15 protein-coding genes are annotated in these 18,295 nt (G+C 66.3%); 8 read left to right on the top strand and 7 right to left on the bottom strand.

Going from position 1 to position 18,295, the window contains the following annotated elements:
* Nucleotides 1–16: 16 nt before the first annotated feature.
* Together ugpQ and AC3A35_RS05130 are read right to left on the bottom strand one after the other, a co-directional pair.
* On the bottom strand, nucleotides 17–766 hold the full coding sequence (gene ugpQ / locus AC3A35_RS05135; protein ID WP_487434842.1) for a glycerophosphodiester phosphodiesterase: 750 nt from the start codon (nucleotides 764–766) through the stop codon (nucleotides 17–19).
* A 4-nt stretch (nucleotides 767–770) separates the two neighbouring features.
* Nucleotides 771–2,189 (bottom strand): extracellular solute-binding protein, encoded by a 1,419-nt coding sequence (locus AC3A35_RS05130; protein WP_487434841.1) that lies wholly within the window; start codon nucleotides 2,187–2,189, stop codon nucleotides 771–773.
* A gap of 71 nt (nucleotides 2,190–2,260) precedes the next feature.
* On the opposite strand from AC3A35_RS05130, the gene AC3A35_RS05125 reads away from it, so the two are divergent.
* Nucleotides 2,261–2,641: a hypothetical protein gene (locus tag AC3A35_RS05125; protein ID WP_487434840.1), complete on the top strand. Its 381-nt coding sequence runs from the start codon at nucleotides 2,261–2,263 to the stop codon at nucleotides 2,639–2,641.
* 11 nt (nucleotides 2,642–2,652) lie between these two features.
* Here AC3A35_RS05125 and AC3A35_RS05120 read toward each other — a convergent pair whose 3' ends face one another.
* On the bottom strand, nucleotides 2,653–3,690 hold the full coding sequence (locus tag AC3A35_RS05120; RefSeq protein WP_487435367.1) for an aldo/keto reductase: 1,038 nt from the start codon (nucleotides 3,688–3,690) through the stop codon (nucleotides 2,653–2,655).
* A gap of 106 nt (nucleotides 3,691–3,796) precedes the next feature.
* Here AC3A35_RS05120 and rlmM point away from each other — a divergent pair, with 106 nt between their 5' ends.
* From rlmM to AC3A35_RS05085, 7 genes are all read left to right on the top strand, one after another.
* Nucleotides 3,797–4,891, top strand: a complete 1,095-nt coding sequence (gene rlmM, locus AC3A35_RS05115; protein WP_487434839.1) for a 23S rRNA (cytidine(2498)-2'-O)-methyltransferase RlmM — start codon at nucleotides 3,797–3,799, stop codon at nucleotides 4,889–4,891.
* A gap of 240 nt (nucleotides 4,892–5,131) precedes the next feature.
* Nucleotides 5,132–6,622, top strand: coding sequence for a DEAD/DEAH box helicase (locus tag AC3A35_RS05110; RefSeq protein WP_487434838.1), 1,491 nt, complete (start codon nucleotides 5,132–5,134; stop codon nucleotides 6,620–6,622).
* Nucleotides 6,623–6,710: 88 nt separating this feature from the next.
* Nucleotides 6,711–8,276: an EAL domain-containing protein gene (locus AC3A35_RS05105; RefSeq protein WP_487434837.1), complete on the top strand. Its 1,566-nt coding sequence runs from the start codon at nucleotides 6,711–6,713 to the stop codon at nucleotides 8,274–8,276.
* A 57-nt stretch (nucleotides 8,277–8,333) separates the two neighbouring features.
* Entirely contained in the window at nucleotides 8,334–8,975 is a 642-nt protein-coding gene (locus AC3A35_RS05100) for a deoxynucleoside kinase (RefSeq protein WP_487434836.1), read from the top strand.
* 78 nt (nucleotides 8,976–9,053) lie between these two features.
* Nucleotides 9,054–9,869 carry a 3-methyl-2-oxobutanoate hydroxymethyltransferase gene (panB, locus tag AC3A35_RS05095; protein WP_487434835.1) on the top strand — a complete coding sequence of 272 codons (816 nt, stop codon included), beginning with the start codon at nucleotides 9,054–9,056 and terminating at the stop codon, nucleotides 9,867–9,869.
* A 35-nt stretch (nucleotides 9,870–9,904) separates the two neighbouring features.
* On the top strand, nucleotides 9,905–10,732 hold the full coding sequence (gene panC, locus AC3A35_RS05090; RefSeq protein WP_487434834.1) for a pantoate--beta-alanine ligase: 828 nt from the start codon (nucleotides 9,905–9,907) through the stop codon (nucleotides 10,730–10,732).
* 123 nt (nucleotides 10,733–10,855) lie between these two features.
* On the top strand, nucleotides 10,856–11,299 hold the full coding sequence (locus tag AC3A35_RS05085; protein ID WP_487434833.1) for a CBS domain-containing protein: 444 nt from the start codon (nucleotides 10,856–10,858) through the stop codon (nucleotides 11,297–11,299).
* 56 nt (nucleotides 11,300–11,355) lie between these two features.
* Here AC3A35_RS05085 and pepN read toward each other — a convergent pair whose 3' ends face one another.
* From pepN to AC3A35_RS05065, 4 genes are all read right to left on the bottom strand, one after another.
* Nucleotides 11,356–14,031, bottom strand: a complete 2,676-nt coding sequence (pepN, locus tag AC3A35_RS05080) for an aminopeptidase N (protein WP_487434832.1) — start codon at nucleotides 14,029–14,031, stop codon at nucleotides 11,356–11,358.
* Between the two features lie 156 nt (nucleotides 14,032–14,187).
* Nucleotides 14,188–15,084 carry a universal stress protein gene (locus AC3A35_RS05075; RefSeq protein ID WP_487434831.1) on the bottom strand — a complete coding sequence of 299 codons (897 nt, stop codon included), beginning with the start codon at nucleotides 15,082–15,084 and terminating at the stop codon, nucleotides 14,188–14,190.
* Entirely contained in the window at nucleotides 15,081–15,473 is a 393-nt protein-coding gene (locus tag AC3A35_RS05070) for an NAD-binding protein (protein ID WP_487434830.1), read from the bottom strand. The genes AC3A35_RS05075 and AC3A35_RS05070 overlap by 4 nt, the downstream gene beginning before the upstream one ends.
* 52 nt (nucleotides 15,474–15,525) lie before the next feature.
* Entirely contained in the window at nucleotides 15,526–18,258 is a 2,733-nt protein-coding gene (locus AC3A35_RS05065) for a cation-transporting P-type ATPase (RefSeq protein WP_487434829.1), read from the bottom strand.
* Nucleotides 18,259–18,295 lie beyond the last annotated feature (37 nt).

Raw genomic sequence — 18,295 nt, 5'->3', positions numbered from 1 at the left:
ACACAACAGGATCGGATCAGGCGGCTGACATGTCCGCCTCACGCACCCGGTCAGGTCGGTCGGTGATCACGCTGCCCACACCCTGCCGCAGCAGCTCGAACGCTCGTTCGGCATCGTTCTCGGTATACACCGCGAGCTGGTAGCCGCATGAACGCACCGACGCGATCTGGGCCGCGGTCAGCGTCCGCGAGCATGCGTGCATGGCATGCACACCGAGCGCTGCGGCACGACTCCGCCAGTTGTCGGGCAACGCCTCGACCAGGAGCCCGTAGGTTGCGCGGGGCAGCACCGCTCTGGCAGCCGCCAGTGCAACGTCCGAGAACGACGACAACACCAGTCCCGGCAGTCCGCCAAGGGGGATCGAAGCGAGCAAGTCTGCCACCGCGCGACCGGTTTGCGGCTCGTAACCGCCGGCCGGCTTGATCTCGAGATTGACCGCCAGCCCGAGTGCCATGCACCGATCGAGCGCGGCCTCCAGCGTCGGCAGGCCTTCGCCGGCAAAGCGGGGAGCAAACCAGCCGCCTGCGTCGAGCAGGCTCAGGTCTGCGAGCGTGGATTTCGCGACTGCGCCGTGACCATTGGTCGTGCGCTCGAGGAATTCGTCATGAATCAGAATGGCGTGCCCATCGGCGCTGAGCATGACGTCGAACTCGACCCCGCGGCAAGCGCAGGCCGCGGCTGCGTCGAGCCCGGCCAGCGTGTTCTCCGGTGCCAGCGCGCCTCCGCAGCGATGCGCCAGCACCCTGGGCAACGGCCAGGAGCGCATTGCGTCAGCTTCCGGATGCGCGAACCACGGCCTGATCGAGCGCTTCCTTGGCCGCCTTGCGATCGGCCCACACCGCGCCGAGCTCCTCATCCAGGATCCGCCGCACCTTCTGCCGTTCCACCGAAGGCTGCGATATCGAATCGCTGGTCGCCGGCTTGTTGGTGAGCTGGCCCACCGCCACATTGATGTTTTCCAGATCATTGCCCAGCAGTTCGCTGCGGGACGCGAGCAGGCCTGCCCGATTCAGTGGCAGATAACCGGTCTCGCGCTGCCAGGCGACCTGGTTCTCGGCCTGCAGCCAGAAACTGACGAACCGCGCCACGCCTTTGTACTCTGCCGCCTTCTTGCCGGCGGCGACCCACATTGCCGGGCCGTCGGCCAGCGTATTCTGCGGCGCGCCCGGGAAGTCGTCGTGATATGGCAAGCGGAGGACACCGACGTCCAGGGTCCCGTTGCGGCGGAAGTCCGTCCAGCTGTCGGAAGCTGCGGCAATGACGGCACATTCGCCGCTGCTGAAGCGTTGCTCGGCCTCGCCACCGCGGTCGAACATATGCAGGTAGCGCGCCCGGTGCCAACTGGCCATCATCGCCACATGCTTGACCTGGAACATGCCGTTGAACGAAGGCGCGAACGCCTTGCCGCGCATCGTGGCAACCGGTTCGTTGTGCCAGGCGCTCTGGTTCTCGACCATGACGCGACCGGGCTCGGAAACCGTGTACGGACACGTATGGCCACTGTCGGCCAGCCGCCCGAGCACACCCTGGAGTTCGAACCAGGTGGCCACACTGGTGGTTTCGGGGTTCATCCCGGCGCGGCGCAGGGCATCACGGTTCACATACAGCACCGGCGTCGACAGGCCGATCGGCAGTGCCAGCAGCTGGCCCTTCGCGTTTACTGGCGTGCGCGTCATCATTGCCGGCGGGCGCACGGTCTGGAGCGCTCCGCCCGACTCCTTCATCAGCGCGTGCAGCGGTTTGAAGCGGGGTTTGCCGACGAGGAAGTTCTCTTCGTCCTCGCCCTCGAGGATCAACAGATGCGGGGCATTCGGCGCGCGCCAGTCACGTTCGGCGACTACCACCTGGTAGTCCTTGCTCTGGGCGTTGAAGCGCTCGACCAGTCCGACCAGCGACGCCGCCCGCTCTGCCGGAAGGCGGTGAAACAGTTCGATCTGCTGAACCACCACCGGCTTGACCCGCGCGGCCGGGGCCGCCGCCACCGCGCCAGTGATCAGAGAAAGGACGGCCGCCGCACCCAGACTCAGGCCGACACGAAAACCCGCTTTCGAAACAAATGCATGCATGGAATGTAGCTCTCTCACGACCAGGATGAAGCCACGATCCACCGAAATAGCGATCGCCGGCAATAAAAGAATTATAGTCGCGCCCGGTGAGAACTTTGTGAAACCGCCGCCCGCTTCAGGCAATCGCAGGCGGGTTCAAGTTTTCCCACGGATTGACGTTAATCCTGACAACACCCACCCGACGCGGCTCCATCATGCGCAAGACCATCCGACTCGTGCTCCTTGCGGCCCTGCTTCCACTGACCGCCGGCTGCGACCAACTGGCGGAGCTGCTCGAGCTTCCCAACCCGGCACGGGATGCGGCCCGGGCCGAGGCCGAGGGTCAGGCGATCGGCGGCGCCTGCCGCCAATCCGGCCGTTCGCTCGAGGACTGCTATGTCCTCAATCCCGGCGCGCAGAAGGCCGCCGTGTTTGCCGGCTGGCGGTCGATGAACGACTACATGATGGAGCACAAGCTGGCCGAGGTGCCCTCACAACTGCAACCCAAGGGACAGGCCGCACACTCACCGGCAGAGGCCGAGATAGCTGTTGCCGCCATGCCGTCCGAAGCTCCGCGCAGGCCGACAGCGCGCTGAGATCGCAACGCTCAGGGCGCCGGATTGGACGAGCGCATATGGATCGCGTCGATCGCTTCGACGACTTCGTCCGACAGCACGACCGGCCAGGCGTCCAGATCTTCCTGCAACTGTGAAGCCGAACTCGCGCCGATGATGGTGCTGGCGACACACGCCCGCCGATAGACAAAGGCCAGCGCCAGTTGAGTCGGGCTCAGGCCGCGTGCTCGCGCCAGCGCCGCATATGCCGCCACCGCGGGCTGAACGCCCGGCTTGCTGTAGCGCTGGCCGAAGGCCTCGAACTCGGTCAGCCGCCCGCGCGCAGCGGGATTCGCCAGATACTTGCCGGTGAGGTGCCCGAACGCAAGCGGTGAGTAGGCCAGCAAGCCGACCTGCTCGCGATGGCAGACTTCGGCCAGTCCGTACTCGAACACCCGGTTCAACAGGCTGTAGGGGTTCTGGATGGTCAGCACGCGTGGCAGCCCGCACTCCCGCGCCAGCCGCACGAACTCCATCACGCCCCAGGGGTGTTCATTCGACAGGCCGACATGGCGGATCCGGCCCTCCTCCACCAGTTCCGCCAGCGCCTCGAGCTGGGCACGGATCGGCGTGCATTCGCGCTCCCTGGCCGGGTCGTATTGCCACTGTCCGAACATCGGCTGATTGCGCTCCGGCCAGTGCAATTGATAGAGGTCGATATAATCGGTCTGCAGACGGCGCAGGCTGCCATCGATCGCGGCACGGATGTTCGCCCGATCCAGCGCCAGTGGTCCGCCGCGTATCCACTTGAGACTGCGTGCCGGCCCCGCCACCTTGGTCGCCAGCACCACTTTTTCGCGCGCTTGGCGTGCCAGCCAGCGACCGATGATGGTCTCGGCGGCGCCGTAGGTTTCGGCGCGACTGGGCACCGAGTACATTTCGGCGGTATCGATGAAATTCACGCCGTGCTCGAGCGCCATGTCGAGCTGGGAGTGGGCGTCCGCCTCGCCCGTCTGCTGGCCGAAGGTCATGGTACCGAGGCACACCGCGGATACCCGCGGGCCGGTCTCTCCGAGCGTCCGATAGATCATTGCGTCACTGCCCATCCACGATTCTCCTGTTGATTCATGCCTGCGCGACTTATCATGCGTCGCTTCGCATCGCCATGATACTTCAGCGCATCCGCGCCCCCTGCCCATGTCCGACCCTACCCAGCCCACCAGTCTCGCCATCTCCGGCCTGCTCGCCTATTGCCGCTCCGGCTTCGAGAAGGAGATGGCGGCCGAACTCGACGACCTCGCCGCCGACGCCGGGCTGATCGGCTTCGTGCGCACCGAGCCCAACACCGGATTTGCCGTGTTCGAGGCGTTCGAGCCGGTTCCGGTCTCGACCCTCGGCGATTTTGCCGACTGGCGCAAACCGGTGTTCGCGCGCCAGCTGCTGCCGTGGTTCGCCAAGGTCGAGGATCTGCCCGAGCGTGATCGGGCCAGCCCCATCGTGGCGGCGGTCCATGCCTCCGGCCAGCGCTTCTCCGGCGTGGTGCTGGAGACCCCGGATACCGATCAGGCCAAGCAGCAGTCCGGCTTCTGTCGCCGATTTACCGAGCCGCTCGAGAAAGCGCTCGAGAAGGCCGGCCGCCTGCGCTCGAGCCGCACCGGCCTGCCCGCCCTGCACGTACTGTTCACCAGCCCCACCACGGCCTGGCTCGCCTCCGGCCTGCCCGGCATGTGCGCCCCCTGGCCGATGGGCATCCCGCGCCTGCGGATGTACTCCAACGCACCCAGCCGGTCCACGCTGAAGCTGGCCGAAGCGTTCATGACCCTGCTGTCGCCGGAGGAGCTCGAGAACCAGCTGCGCGCCGGTCAGCGCGCGGTCGACCTCGGCGCCGCTCCCGGCGGCTGGACCTGGCAGCTGGCCAATCGCGGTCTGCGCGTGATCGCGGTCGACAACGGGCCGATGAAGGACACCGTGATGGCCACCGAGATGGTCGAACACCTCAAGGCCGACGGCTTCACCTGGCGCCCGCAGCGCGCGGTGGACTGGATGGTGTGCGACATGGTCGAGCAGCCCAGCCGGATCGCCTCGCTGGTGGCCGACTGGATCGGCACCGGCCGCTGCCGTCATTCCATTTTCAACCTCAAGCTGCCGATGAAGCGCCGGCTCGAGGCCGTCGAGCAGTGCCGCATCCTGATCCAGAAGCGGCTGGCCAGCGTGGGGCCGTACGACCTGAGGATCAAGCAGCTCTATCACGATCGCGAGGAAGTCACCGCCTACCTGTCGCTGAAGCGCTGATTCCGGGCTCGTTGCCGACGGCAGGGACGCGCGAATGCCGGGCCGGGAGCACGCCGACACAACGGAAGCACTTGTCACAGAACGCTTTTCGGCCCTTGTGTATAATCACGCACTTTACAAGTACCCGGCCTGCCCCGCCCGCCTGAGACCCCGAAGGGCTCTTCCCGGGCGCATGTCCGGCTTCTCACCCCCGGGTGGAGGCGGAACATCGCGGCAGCCGCCACAACCAGAAAGGCGCCCATGAGTTTTGCCGACCTCGGCCTCATCCCGGAACTCCTGCAAGCCGTCGCAGACACCGGCTACACCGAACCCACCCCGATCCAGCGCCAGGCAATCCCGATCGTGCTTGCCGGCCACGACATCCTGGGCGGCGCCCAGACCGGCACCGGCAAGACCGCCGGCTTCACCCTGCCGTTGCTGCAGCGTCTCGCCCGCCATGCCAGCACCAGCACCTCGCCCGCCCGCCACCAGACCCGCGCGCTGATCCTGACGCCGACCCGCGAACTGGCGATGCAGGTGTACGAATCGGTCAAGACCTACAGCAAGCATGTGCCGCTGCGTGCCACCTGCATCTATGGCGGCGTGGACATGAAAGCCCAGGTGCAGGAACTGCGCCGTGGCATCGAGATCGTGATCGCCACCCCCGGCCGACTGCTCGACCACGTCCAGCAAAAGACCATCCAGCTCGGCCAGGTCGAGATGCTGGTGCTCGACGAAGCCGACCGCATGCTCGACATGGGCTTCATCCCCGACATCAAGCGCATTCTCGAACTGCTGCCGGCGAGCCGTCAGAGCCTGCTGTTCTCGGCCACCTTCTCGGAGGAGATCAAGCGACTCGCCGACCAGATGCTGAAGAACCCGCAGCTGATCGAAGTCGCACGGCGCAACATGGTGTCGGAAACCATCACCCACGTGGTGCACCCGGTCTCGGCCGGGATGAAGCGCAACCTGCTCGCCCACCTGCTGCGCCATCAGCCCGACACCCAGGCGCTGGTTTTCGTCGGTACCAAGATCGTGTGCGGACGGCTCGCCCACTTCCTCGAGCGCAGCGGCATCTCGGCCGACGCCATCCATGGCGACAAGGGCCAGCAGCAACGCACCGAAACGCTGGAGGCATTCAAGGCCGGCAAGCTCCGCGTGCTGGTGGCGACCGACGTCGCGGCGCGCGGCATCGACATCGACGAATTGCCCAACGTCATCAACTTCGAGCTGCCGCACACGGCCGAAGACTACGTGCACCGCATCGGCCGCACCGGACGCGCCGGCCACAAGGGCAATGCGGTGTCGCTGGTCTGCGCCGAGGAAAAGCACTGGCTGGCCGACATCCAGAAGCTGATCAAGCTCGAGATCCCGCAGGAGATCGTGCCCGGCTTCGACCCCGACCCCGAGTTCTTCGAGGCCGGCACCCGCCACCGCGGCCGCCGCAGCGGGCCGGCCACGGACTCCGTCTCGATGCCGGCAGAGGCGCGCCGCGCTCCACCGTCGACGTCCGAGTCTCGCCGTGCCGCGCCCTCGACTGCGGAACCGCGCGCGGCCAGGAGCAGTGCGGGCAGTCGCGGCCGTTCGCCACGCTCGACCATCGCCGCCGACGGCTTCGATTTCAGCAAGCCCTACGAGTCCACCAAACCGGTCGCCGCCGCTGGCGAACTGCCGCCAAACGGTGAAAATGCAGCCCCGCGCCGTCCGCAGCGCCCGATCGCCGTACTGCTCGGCGGACTCGGGCGAAAATAGGCCCGCGTCCCCCGGCTATTCGACCGATTTGGCGACCAGGCTTCGAGTATGCTGAGTCCACGCCGACCCATGGCTTGGACCCTTGAACATGCTGCCGCCGAATCCCGCCGGCCCCTCACGGGGCAATGAGAATCCTGAAGAGCCCTTCGTCCCCGACCTGTCGGAAGGGGCCGAGGCCGGCGTGTATCTGGCCCTTCTCGAACTGATCGACGAAGGCTTGATCATCACCGGCGACGAACGCATCATCGACGCCAACAGCGCCGCCTGTCGCCTGCTCGAGCGCGATTACCGCCAGGTTGCCGGGCAGCCGCTCGCCGATCTGTTCGTCGGCGAACGCGCCTTCCTCGACGCCCGTGCCCGCTTGTTGATCCAGGGCGAAATGCGCGGCAGCCTGCGAATTGCCCTGCCTGGCGGGCGCCAGCGCGACTTCCGCTTTGTCGCGGCCGCCCGGCTGCGCCCCGGCATCCACGCCCTGATCCTGAGCCCCGACCTGCCGGCCGAAGCCGCCGACCCCGGCGGCAAGCAGGAGGAATCGGCATCCGCCGCCGACAACGTATGGCCACGGCTGGCCGCCGCGCTCGCACAACCGGTGATGGTGATCGACGATGGCGACCGGATCACCGCGGCAAACGCGGCCGCGCTCGCCGCGCTGGGCATGCGCCGCGATCAGTTGATCGGCCAGGATGCCGTCGATTGTCTGAACATCTGCTGGCCGGCAGGCGATGCGCCGCCGCTGGCACGGCTCGTCGCCCCGGGCCGGATCCACCCCCTCCATGCGCGCGTTCTCGCCGGACCCCGCGCCGGCTGGCGTTTACTGGTGCTGCCCCCGGGCCCGGCAGAACCCGCGCACGCGAACACGCCGGCTGTCCGCTCACAACCCACATCGGCCCGGCCCGCCCCGCTCCAGCCGCCAATCGAAAGCACCCAGCTCGAACTCCACTTCCAGCCGCTGATCAACGCGCGCAGTGGGGCCATTCATGCCGGTGAGGCGCTGATGCGTTGGCATCACCCCCTTCTGGGGCTGATCCCTTTTCACCGCTTTGGCGCGGCGGCGCGCGATGAAGGACGGCTACCCGAACTCGGCGGATGGGCACTGCGCACGGCATGCCGTGCAGCCAGCAGATGGCCGGCGACCCAGGGGCGATCTCCAACGGTCACGGTCAATATCGCGATCGAGCAGATTGCGCACGGGGCACTGGTCCAGCAGGTCACCAGCGCGCTGAGCGAGAGCGAGATCGACCCGCACCGCCTCGAGCTGGATCTCGACGAACAGGTGCTCGCTGCGGCCGACGACGACATCGCGCTCACCCTCCAGGCACTGAAATCCCTGGGGGTCCGCCTCGCGATAGACGACTTTGGTCATGGGCTGATGTCGATCCGCCGGCTCAATCGCTATCCGGTCGGGGCACTGAAGCTCGCGCCGGAACTGGTCGGCACCATCGGCAAGGACGACGCAAGCGACGCCATGGTCGAGGCCATCGTGTGCATGGCCGCCCCCCTCGGCATCAAGGTCCTTGCCCGCGGGGTGCAGACCGAGGCACAGCAATCCTTCCTGCTCGCGCTCGGCTGCGATCTCCAGCAAGGCCCGCTGTTCGGGCAACCGATGACGGAAACCGTGTTCGCGGGTTTTCTCTCCGGGCAGCTTTTTTGTTAGCATCGATGCGTACCGGGCCTGAAACCCACTCCCTCTCCGCGGCAAGGCACCCCCACGATGCTCGACAAGGCACGCTACATCGTTGTTGAAGGCCCGATCGGCGCGGGCAAGACCTCGCTGGCGCGCCGCCTAGCGGAGCGCCTGCAGGCGGTCACCCTGTTCGAGCAACCGGAGGCCAACCCCTTTCTCGCGCGCTTCTATCAGAATCCGGAGCGGTGGGCGATGCCGGCCCAACTGTCCTTCCTGTTCCAGCGCATCGACCAGCTCGCCGCGCTGGCACGCGATACGACGGACGATCAGCGCATCGTGGCGGATTTCCTGCTGGAAAAGGATCCGCTGTTCGCCGACCTCAACCTGAGCGCAGACGAACGCGTGGTTTACCAGCGCGTATTCGATGCGATGAGCCCGCCTGCGCCGCCGAAACCCGACCTGGTGATCTATCTGCAGGCACGCGCAGACACCCTGGTGGAACGTATCCGCAAGCGCGGCATGGAAGCCGAGCGTCGCATCACCGAGGCCTATCTCGAACGGGTGGCCGATCGTTACGCCCGTTTTTTCTACCAGTACGAAGCGGCACCGCTGTTCATCGTCGATGCCGGCGTACTCAACCCGGTCGACAACGAAGCAGACTTCGAACTCCTGATCGATCGCCTGCGCAATATGCGCGGATATCGCGAATTCTTCGGCTACGCCGGCTGATTTCCGCGCGCCACGGCGATCCCGCTTGTGCATTGCACCAGTTTGGTGAAAACTGCCGCCTCCGCTGTGGAGCGAACAATGAGCTACCTTCAGGACAACAAACCGATCACCCTGTTCGAGTTGGGCAAGATGCGCGCCGACGGCCGCAAGATCGCCATGCTCACCTGCTACGACGCGAGCTTTGCCGCGCTGATCGAACGCTGTGGCGTCGACGTGGCGCTGGTGGGTGATTCGCTCGGTAACGTGCTGCAGGGCCAGAAATCGACTTTGCCGGTCACCATCGAGCACATGGTGTATCACACCGAATGCGTCGCCCGCGGTTGCAACCGGCCTTTCATCGTCAGCGACATGCCATTCGGCAGCTACCACGAGAGCCCGGCACAGGCGATGCGCAACGCCGCCCGCCTGATGGCCGCCGGCGCGCAGATGGTCAAACTCGAAGGCGGCGAGTTCATGGCCGAAACGGTGCGCTTCCTGGTCGAACGCGGAGTTCCGGTATGCGCACACATCGGTCTGACCCCGCAATCGGTGCACCAACTGGGCGGTTATCGCGTCCAGGGGCGCAACGAGGCCGGGGCCGCACGCCTGAAGTCCGATGCGCTCGCACTCGAACAGGCCGGGGCAGCCTTGATGGTGATGGAAATGGTGCCGGCCACGGTGGCCGCGGAGATCACGGTCAGTCTGGGCTCGATGGCCACCATCGGCATCGGTGCCGGGCCATCCTGTGACGGCCAGGTCCTGGTGCTGCACGACCTCCTCGGCGTGTATCCGGGCAAGACCGCGCGTTTCGTGCGCAATTTCATGACCGGCGCCGCCAGCATCGACGCCGCAGTTGCCGCCTATGTCGCCGCAGTCAAGGACGGCAGCTTCCCGGCGCCGGAACACTGTTACTGAGCCGCCAGGCTTGCCGAATCAAGAGATCCGTCACCATGCAGATTCATCACTCGATCGAGAGCTTGCGCAAGGCGCGCGCCACCGCCGGCCGGGTCGCCCTGGTACCCACCATGGGCAACCTGCATGACGGCCATATCGCGCTGATGCGCCAGGCGGGCGAACACGCCGACTGCGTGATCTCCAGCATCTTCGTCAACCGTCTGCAGTTCGGCCCGAGCGAGGACTTCGACAAGTACCCGCGCACCCTGCAGGCCGACTGCGAAAAGCTCGAAGCTGCCGGCGTCGGGCACCTGTTCGCGCCGGACGAGTCGGTGATGTACCCGGAACCGCAGCGCTATCACGTCGATCCCGCGCCGGCGCAGGTCTCCATCCTCGACGGGGAGTTTCGTCCCGGCCATTTCCGTGGCGTGGCCACCGTGGTACTCAAGCTGCTGAACATCGTGCAACCCGACGTCGCGCTGTTCGGCAAGAAGGACTATCAGCAGTTGATGGTGCTGTCGAACATGGTGCGCGAGCTGGCGCTGCCGGTGGAGGTGCTGCCAGGCGAGACCGTGCGTGCGCCCGACGGACTCGCGCTGTCGTCGCGCAACGGCTATCTGTCGGAGGCCGAGCGCAACGAGGCGCCCTTGCTGTACCGCCTGCTCACGCGCATCGCCGCTGCGGTTGGCGCGGGCGACCACGACTTTCTCAAGCTCGAGACCGACGCCATGGACGAGCTGTGCGCCCGCGGCTGGCAGCCGGACTATATCGCCATCCGCCGGCGGGCCGACCTCCAGCCGCCGATTCACGCCGATGACCCGCTGGTCGTGCTGGCCGCCGCCCGCCTGGGCCGGACGCGGTTGATCGACAATCTGGAGATCTGAACGGGCGACCGGGATCAGGGTTCGCCCACGCTTGCATCCTGCGCCGGATCATTCCAAGCTATTGAAAAGAACACCGCCCGCCGCGGGCGGACCATGCAACCGAAACCGACGAGGGGTACAGGGATGACGACAACAGTAGGACAGATACTTGCGGAAAAAGGCAACAAGGCCATGTCCGTGGCGCCGGACAATTCGGTGTTCGATGCGCTGAAGGTCATGGCCGAGTTCGATATCGGCGCGGTCCTCGTGACTGAAGGCGACCAGCTGGTCGGTATCTTCACCGAGCGCGACTATGCGCGCAAGGTCGTCCTGAAGGGGCTGGTGTCGCGTGACGTGAAGGTCCGCGAACTGATGACCGCACACCCATTCACGGTAACACCGTCCAATACCGTGGACGAAGTCATGCAGACCATGACCGAGAAACGTTTCCGCCATCTGCCGGTCATCGATGACGGCAAGATCGTCGGTATCGTCACCATCGGCGACATGGTCAAGCGCATCGTCAGCGAACACGAGGCAACCATCCAGCATCTGTCGAACTACATCGCCGGCGACCTCGAAACCTGAACGCCGGCTTGCCGGTCCCTCCGCGGCGGAGGTCCGGCAAGCATCGCGCGGAGCACTCAGCCCAAGGCCTTGCCGACCACCTCGGCGACATCCGCCGACAGTCCCTCGGCCGCCAGTATGCGTTCCAGATGCGGGCGGATGCTGGCCTGGAGTGCGGGCGTATAACGCCGCCAGTTCTCCAGCGCGCGCGCCATGCGCGAAGCCACCTGCGGATTTCGGACATCGAGAGCGATCACCTGGTCCGCCCAGAACGCATGGCCGCTGCCGTCCGCGGCATGGAACTCGCCCGGATTGGCACGGAAGAAGGTCCCGAGCAAGGCATAGACCTTGTTCGGATTGGACAGGCTGAAGGCCGGGTCGGCCATCAGCATCCGCACCCGCTCCACGGTCGGTACGGCCGCCTCGCTCCACTGCCAGGCCCCGGCCTGCAATGCAAACCACTTGTCCAGCACCAGCGCATCATCGCGATAACGCTGGTGGAACGCGGCCAGCGCCGCCTCGCGGGCGGGGCTGGTGCTCTGCACCAGCGCGGCAAGCGCACCGAACCGCTCGGTCATGTTGCCGGCGGCTTCGAACCGGGTCTGCGCAAGGGCCAGGCCCTGAGCATCGCCGGCCGCGGTGAGGTAGCGCAGCGCGAGGTTGGCGAGCGCACGCCGCCCGGCGTCGGCCGGATGGTAGCGATAGGCGCCCCCCACCTGCATCGTGTCGCAGACCGTGCGCAGATCCTCGCCCAGCACCTGACCCAGGTCGTGCATCAACGCCACCAACGCCCGGCGCAAGGCAGCCGGATCGGCCGGTGCCATGCGTTCGAGGAGATAGCCCTCGGCCGGCAGTGCCAGAGCCTGGGCGCGGAAGGCGGGGTCCAGCGTGTCATCGTTGAGCAGCGTACGGAAGGCCCCGACAAAGGCCGACGGCACCGCATCGGCAATCCCCGACGCCAGCGCGAGCACAATCCGCTCGCTGTAACGCTGCGCGGCATCCCAGCGGTTGAACGGATCGGCGTCGTGCGCCATGCGGAATGCCAGCCGGGCATCATCTTCTTCCAGTTCGAGGATCACCGGCGCCGAGAACCCGCGCAACAGCGAAGGCACCGGTTCGGCGGCGAGCCCGACAAACGTGAATGTGTGCTCGGTGTCCCTGAGCGCCAGCACGCGGGTGGTGGCACCAGGTTGCGGCTCACCGTCGAGTTGCAGCGGGCAGTCACGCCCATCCGGCCCGATCAGGCCGAGCGCCACCGGGATCACCAGCGGCAGCTTCTCGTCCTGACCCGGCGTGGGCGGCGTGTGCTGACTCAGCGTCAGGGTATAGCAGCCGGCGGCGCCGTCCCACACCCCGGCCGCCTGCAGCCGCGGCGTGCCGGCCTGGCCATACCAGCGCATGAACTGATCGAGGTCGCGACCATTGGCTTCCGCCATTGCATCGACGAAGTCGTCGCAGGTCACCGCACGGCCATCGAAATAGCTGAAATACAGATCCATGCCGTTGCGGAAACCCTCCGGCCCGAGCAGGGTGTGCAGCATGCGGATGACCTCCGCGCCCTTCTCGTACACCGTGGCGGTGTAGAAATTGTTGATCTCCTGGTAGCTGTCGGGCCGGATCGGATGTGCCATCGGCCCGCCGTCCTCCGGAAACTGCGCGGCGCGCAACACGCGTACGTCATCGATGCGCTTGACCGCCCGCGCCGAGGCCGCCCCCGCCGGCCCGGCAGCGCGCGCGAGCATGTCGGCCGAGAACTGCTGGTCGCGGAACACGGTGAGGCCTTCTTTTAGGGTTAGCTGGAACCAGTCGCGGCAGGTCACGCGGTTGCCGGTCCAGTTGTGGAAGTACTCGTGGGCGACCACGCTCTCGACGTTCTCGTAATCGATGTCGGTCGCGGTGTCCGGTTTGGCGAGCACGAACTTGGTGTTGAAGATGTTGAGGCCCTTGTTCTCCATCGCTCCCATGTTGAAGTCCGACACCGCGACGATCATGAACCGGTCGAGATCGAGTTCGAGGCCAAACACCTGTTCGTCCCAGCGCATCGAGTGCACCAGCGAGTCCATCGCGTGCCCGCAACGGTCGAGGTTGCCCGCTTCGACCCAGACCTGCAGCAGCACCTTGCGCCCGGACGCGGTTTCGACTTCACGTTCGAGCACCTCCAGCTTTGCCGCAACGAGCGCGAACAGGTACGAGGGTTTCAGGAAGGGATCCTCCCACTTGGCGAAGTGGCGCCCCTCCGGCAAGTCGCCCTGGGCCAGCAGGTTGCCGTTGGACAGCAGCACCGGGCAGGTTGCGCGATCGGCATCGAGGGTGACGGTATAGCGCGCCATCACGTCGGGACGATCGGGAAAATAGGTGATCCGGCGAAAGCCCTCGGCCTCGCACTGGGTGAAGAATCCGCCATTCGACAGGTACAGCCCGGAGAGTGTGGTATTGGCCCGGGGGTCGATCCGGGTCACGATCTCGAGCACCACCTGCTCGCCAGACGCATCGATTTCGAGCACATCGCCCCCTTCGCGCAGACTGCCCGCGTGCGGGACGACACCATCGACGGTCAGCGACAATCGCTCCAGCCCCTCGCCCCACAGCTTGATCGGGCCGTCACCGCCATCCGCGGTGCGTACGCACACCATGCGGTTGGTGACGACGGTGGCGGTCGGATCGAGGCGAAAATGGAGGTCGATGCGCTCGACCGTCCAGGGCAAGGGCCGATAATCGGCACGTTGTATCGTGGGGGCGTGTTCGGTTCTCATTTTTTGATGGCTCCAGCAGGCGCAACGACGCGTGGCGAAACCGGAAGTGTAAGGCGCGCGCGTACAGAAGCCCAACCGCTTGCGGAACAATCCACCATACGGTGGCATGGACCGCCCTCCACGACAGGGCATCGGACCGGATCGCCCGCTGCGAACTCAGGAATACTCGCGGTCGGTCACCAGAACATCGCCCACCGACTGGGTGAGAATGTGCTTGGTGACGCTGCCCAGCAACCTCTCTTCCAGCATCCCCAGTCCACGCTTGCCGATCACGATCAGATCGCAGTCCTGCTCCTGCTCCTGGGTCAGCAATATCGTCGGTGCGTCGCCATGCAGCACGATACGGCGCAGCGGCGCACCGCTCAGCCCCGCCGCATGGACCAGTGCATTCATCTTCTCTACGGCTTCGCGCTTGGCGGTCACGCGCAGGGCGGTCAGCGCACTCTCGTCGACCCCAGCGTAACGCAGCTTGCCCTCGAACGGCACCTCGAAGGCGTGCACCAGGATCAGATCGGCCAGCGGCGCAACGGCACGGGCAATCCGCAGCGCATCGAGCGAGCGCGCCGAGAAGTCGACCGGCACCAGCACCCGTCGGTAACTCTCGTGTGCCATCTGCTTGACCACCAGCATTGGCCGCCGGCTCTTGCGCAGCAAGCGTTCGGTGGTCGAGCCCAACACCCATTCGCGCATCGGGCTGCCGCCCCGTGCACCGAGCACGAGCAGGTCGGCATCGATCGCGTCCGCATGCGAGCACAGCTCCGACAGCACCGAGCCCACGGCAAGGTGAACGTCGATACCCACCGGATAACGGGCACCGATCTCGTCTGCGAGTTCGCGAACTTCGCCCCGCACCTCGTCGAGCAGGCGTTCGCCGATATCGCCGGTACCGCCATCGAACAGATGGCGCAGGACGTCGAGCCCCCCGCCGCTCACCACATGGGTGAGCGCCAGCCGGGCGCCGACGTCGGAGGCCACCAGCGCCGCGCGCGCAACCGCGTGACGGGCATGCGCGGAAAGGTCGCTTGCGGCAAGCAGGGTCCGAATCGGGCTCATTTCACGTCCTCCCTCGTCTCGTTGTGGCGCGCCGCCGCAAGCTCGGCGGCAAAGGTCCGGGCGGCATGATCGGCCGCATCGTTGAAGGGGTTCAACACCCGCTCGACACCGGCAGCGTCCATCGCGTCGCCATGCGCCTCGTCGCGCACCACCCCGGCCACCTTGCCGCCAAAACCCGCCTGACGCAAGGCGTGCAGGAATGCACGGTTCGACTCCCACTGCGGAAAGGTGGTGATCACCCAAGGTGCGTGCCGGAGCGGCAGGGTCTCAAGAAAGACCGGATCCTCGCCGTCACCGAAATCAACGATGCAGGCGATCAGCACCGGTTGGCGCATACGCGCTGCGACCGCGCCTGCCAGTGCCGAGATGATCAGAAACAGGGCGAACACGGCATCGTGCCCCCGGCTTGAAGCACTTCGATCATTTCCCGCCTGCCCCCGCTTACGCTTGAACCGCGCGACTTTCAAGGCCGCGCAGCAAGCACTTCTCGGCCTCGACCAATAGCAGCACGGCCACGCCAAAAGCAAGGATACGCAAGCACACGTCGGGCCCCAGCGCCTCGGTACCGAACAGGCCGTGCATCGCCGGCAGATAGGTGAACAGTGCCTGGCACACGAGCAACAAGGCAATCGCGAGCAGCACGTAGCGGTTGCCGAAGAAGCCCTCGACATTGAGGATGGACCCGGAGAAGCTGCGCACATTGAACAGGTAGAACACCTCGCCGATGAGGATCGCATTGACGGTGGCGGTGCGCGCCGCCTCCAGGCTCGCCCCGCGTTCAAGCTCCCACAGGAACAGCCCCATACCGCCGGCCACCAGCAGCAGGCCGACGAACACGATGCGCCAGGCGAGAAATCGGGTCAGCAGCGGTTCGGCCGGGTCGCGCGGCGGTCGCCGCATGATGTCGCGCTCGGGCGCCTCGAAGGCGAGCGCTAGCGACAGCGTGACCGCGGTGATCATGTTCACCCACAGGATCTGCGCCGGCGTGATCGGCATGGTCAGGCCGAACAGCACGGCCAGCAACACCATGCAGCCCTGGCCGATATTGGTCGGCAGGATGAACACGATTGCCTTCTTCAGATTGTCGTACACCCGCCGCCCCTCTTCCACTGCGGCCGCCACCGAGGCGAAATTGTCGTCGGCGAGCACCATTTCGGCCGCCTCCTTGGCCGCCTCGGTGCCTTTCAGGCCCATGGCCACGCCGACGTCGGCGCGCTTGAGCGCGGGCGCATCATTGACGCCGTCGCCGGTCATCGCCACCACCTCGCCCTGCGCCTGCAGCGCCTTCACCAGGCGCAGCTTGTGCTCGGGACTGGCGCGGGCAAAGATGTGGACCTCGCCGACCACGCGGGCAAGCTGGGCGTCGTCGAGCATCTCGACCTCGGCCCCGGTCATTGCCTTCACCGCGGGCGCAAGCCCCAGCTGCTGGCCGATCGCGCGTGCGGTGGCCACATGATCGCCGGTGATCATCTTGACCCGGATGCCGGCCGACAGACAGTTCGCCACCGCCTTCACCGACTCCTCGCGCGGCGGATCGGAGAGCGCGAGCACCCCCAGCAGGGTGAAGCCGCCGCGCTCGATATCGTCGAAATCCAGCGCGCTCAGACCGTCCACGCCGTAGCGCTCGGCGATGGCGAGCAGGCGCATACCCTCTGTGGCGGCAGCGTCCATCCCGGCCTGCCAGTCGGCCACCTGCAGGGGACCTTCCTGACCGCCTTCACGCTGGGTCGCGCACAGGTCCAGCACCCGCTCGGGCGCCCCCTTGAGCAGGATCAGGCCACCCCGCCGGTGATCGTGATGAAGCGTGGCCATGAAGCGGTGCTCGGACTCGAACGGAATCACATCGACACGCGGCAGTGACTCCCGCTCGAAGCCGGCATCGAGTCCGGCCTTGGCCGCCAGCGTGAGCAGAGCCCCCTCGGTGGGATCGCCGACCAGCGTCCACACTTCATTCTCGAGCGTCAGCGTGGCGTCGTTACACAGCAGCGCGGCACGGCCGATATCTTCCAGACCCGGACATTCGCTCACCTCGAGCTCATGCTCATCACGACTGAAGCCCCCATGCGGTGCATACCCCGCCCCGGAAACCGCCAGGGCCCCCTCAGCGGTCATCACCCGCTGCACGGTCATCTCATTGCGCGTGAGCGTGCCGGTCTTGTCGGAGCAGATCACCGTCACCGAGCCAAGCGCCTCGACCGCCGGCAGCCGGCGGATGATCGCATTGCGTCGCGCCATGGCCTGCACTCCGATCGCCAGCGTGATCGTCATGATTGCCGGCAGACCTTCGGGTATGGCTGCAACCGCCAGCCCGACCGCGGCGAGGAACATCTCGCCCGACGGGTAGCCACGCACCACCACGCCGAACACATAGGTAATCGTGGAAATGGCCAGAATGGCCCAGGTCAGTATCCGGCCGAATCCGGCCAACTGGCGCAACAACGGCGTGGTGAGCTCTTCCACCGCGTTGAGCATCGCGCTGATGCGACCGATTTCGGTAGCTTCTGCGGTGGCGACCACCACCCCGGTGCCCTGGCCATAGACCACCAGGGTGCCGGAGTACGCCATGCAGGTCCGGTCGCCCAGCGCAGCGTCGGCATCCACCGGCTCGGTCCGCTTCTCGACCGCCAGCGACTCTCCAGTGAGCGCCGCCTCCTCGATCCGCAGGCTGCGCACGTCCACCAGGCGCAGGTCGGCCGGCACCTTGTCCCCCGAGGCGAGAAAGACGATGTCGCCCGGCACCAAGGTGTCCGCCATCACCTCCTGGCGCCTGCCGTCGCGCAGCACCTGGGCGTGGAGCGAGAGCATGTCGCGGATCGCGTCGAGCGCCCGTTCGGCCTTGCCCTCCTGCAGGAAACCGATGATCGCGTTGATCAGCACCACACCGAAGATCACTCCGGAGTCGATCGCATGCCCGAGCAGGGCCGTCACCACTCCGGCCGCCAGCAGCACGTAGATCAGCACGTTGTGGAACTGCAGCAGAAAACGCATCCACGGACCACGCCGGCGCGGTGGCGGCAAGGAATTGGGACCGTAGCGGGACTGGCGGTGGACGAACTCATCCGAATTCAGCCCCTCGTGCCGGCTGACCTCCAGTTGCTGCAGTACGTCGGGTGCCGCACGAGCGTGGTGATCGACGTCGCCGGTGATAACGGCAGGAGCGGGTCTGGCGGTCATGGCAAGGATTCCCTGAGCGAATCTGTTATTGCATGCG

It is taken from the genome of Azoarcus sp. Soil_N_20, assembly GCF_057656155.1.
The sequence above is the reverse complement of the archived record's forward strand: the minus strand, read 5'-3'. Positions and strand labels throughout refer to the sequence as shown.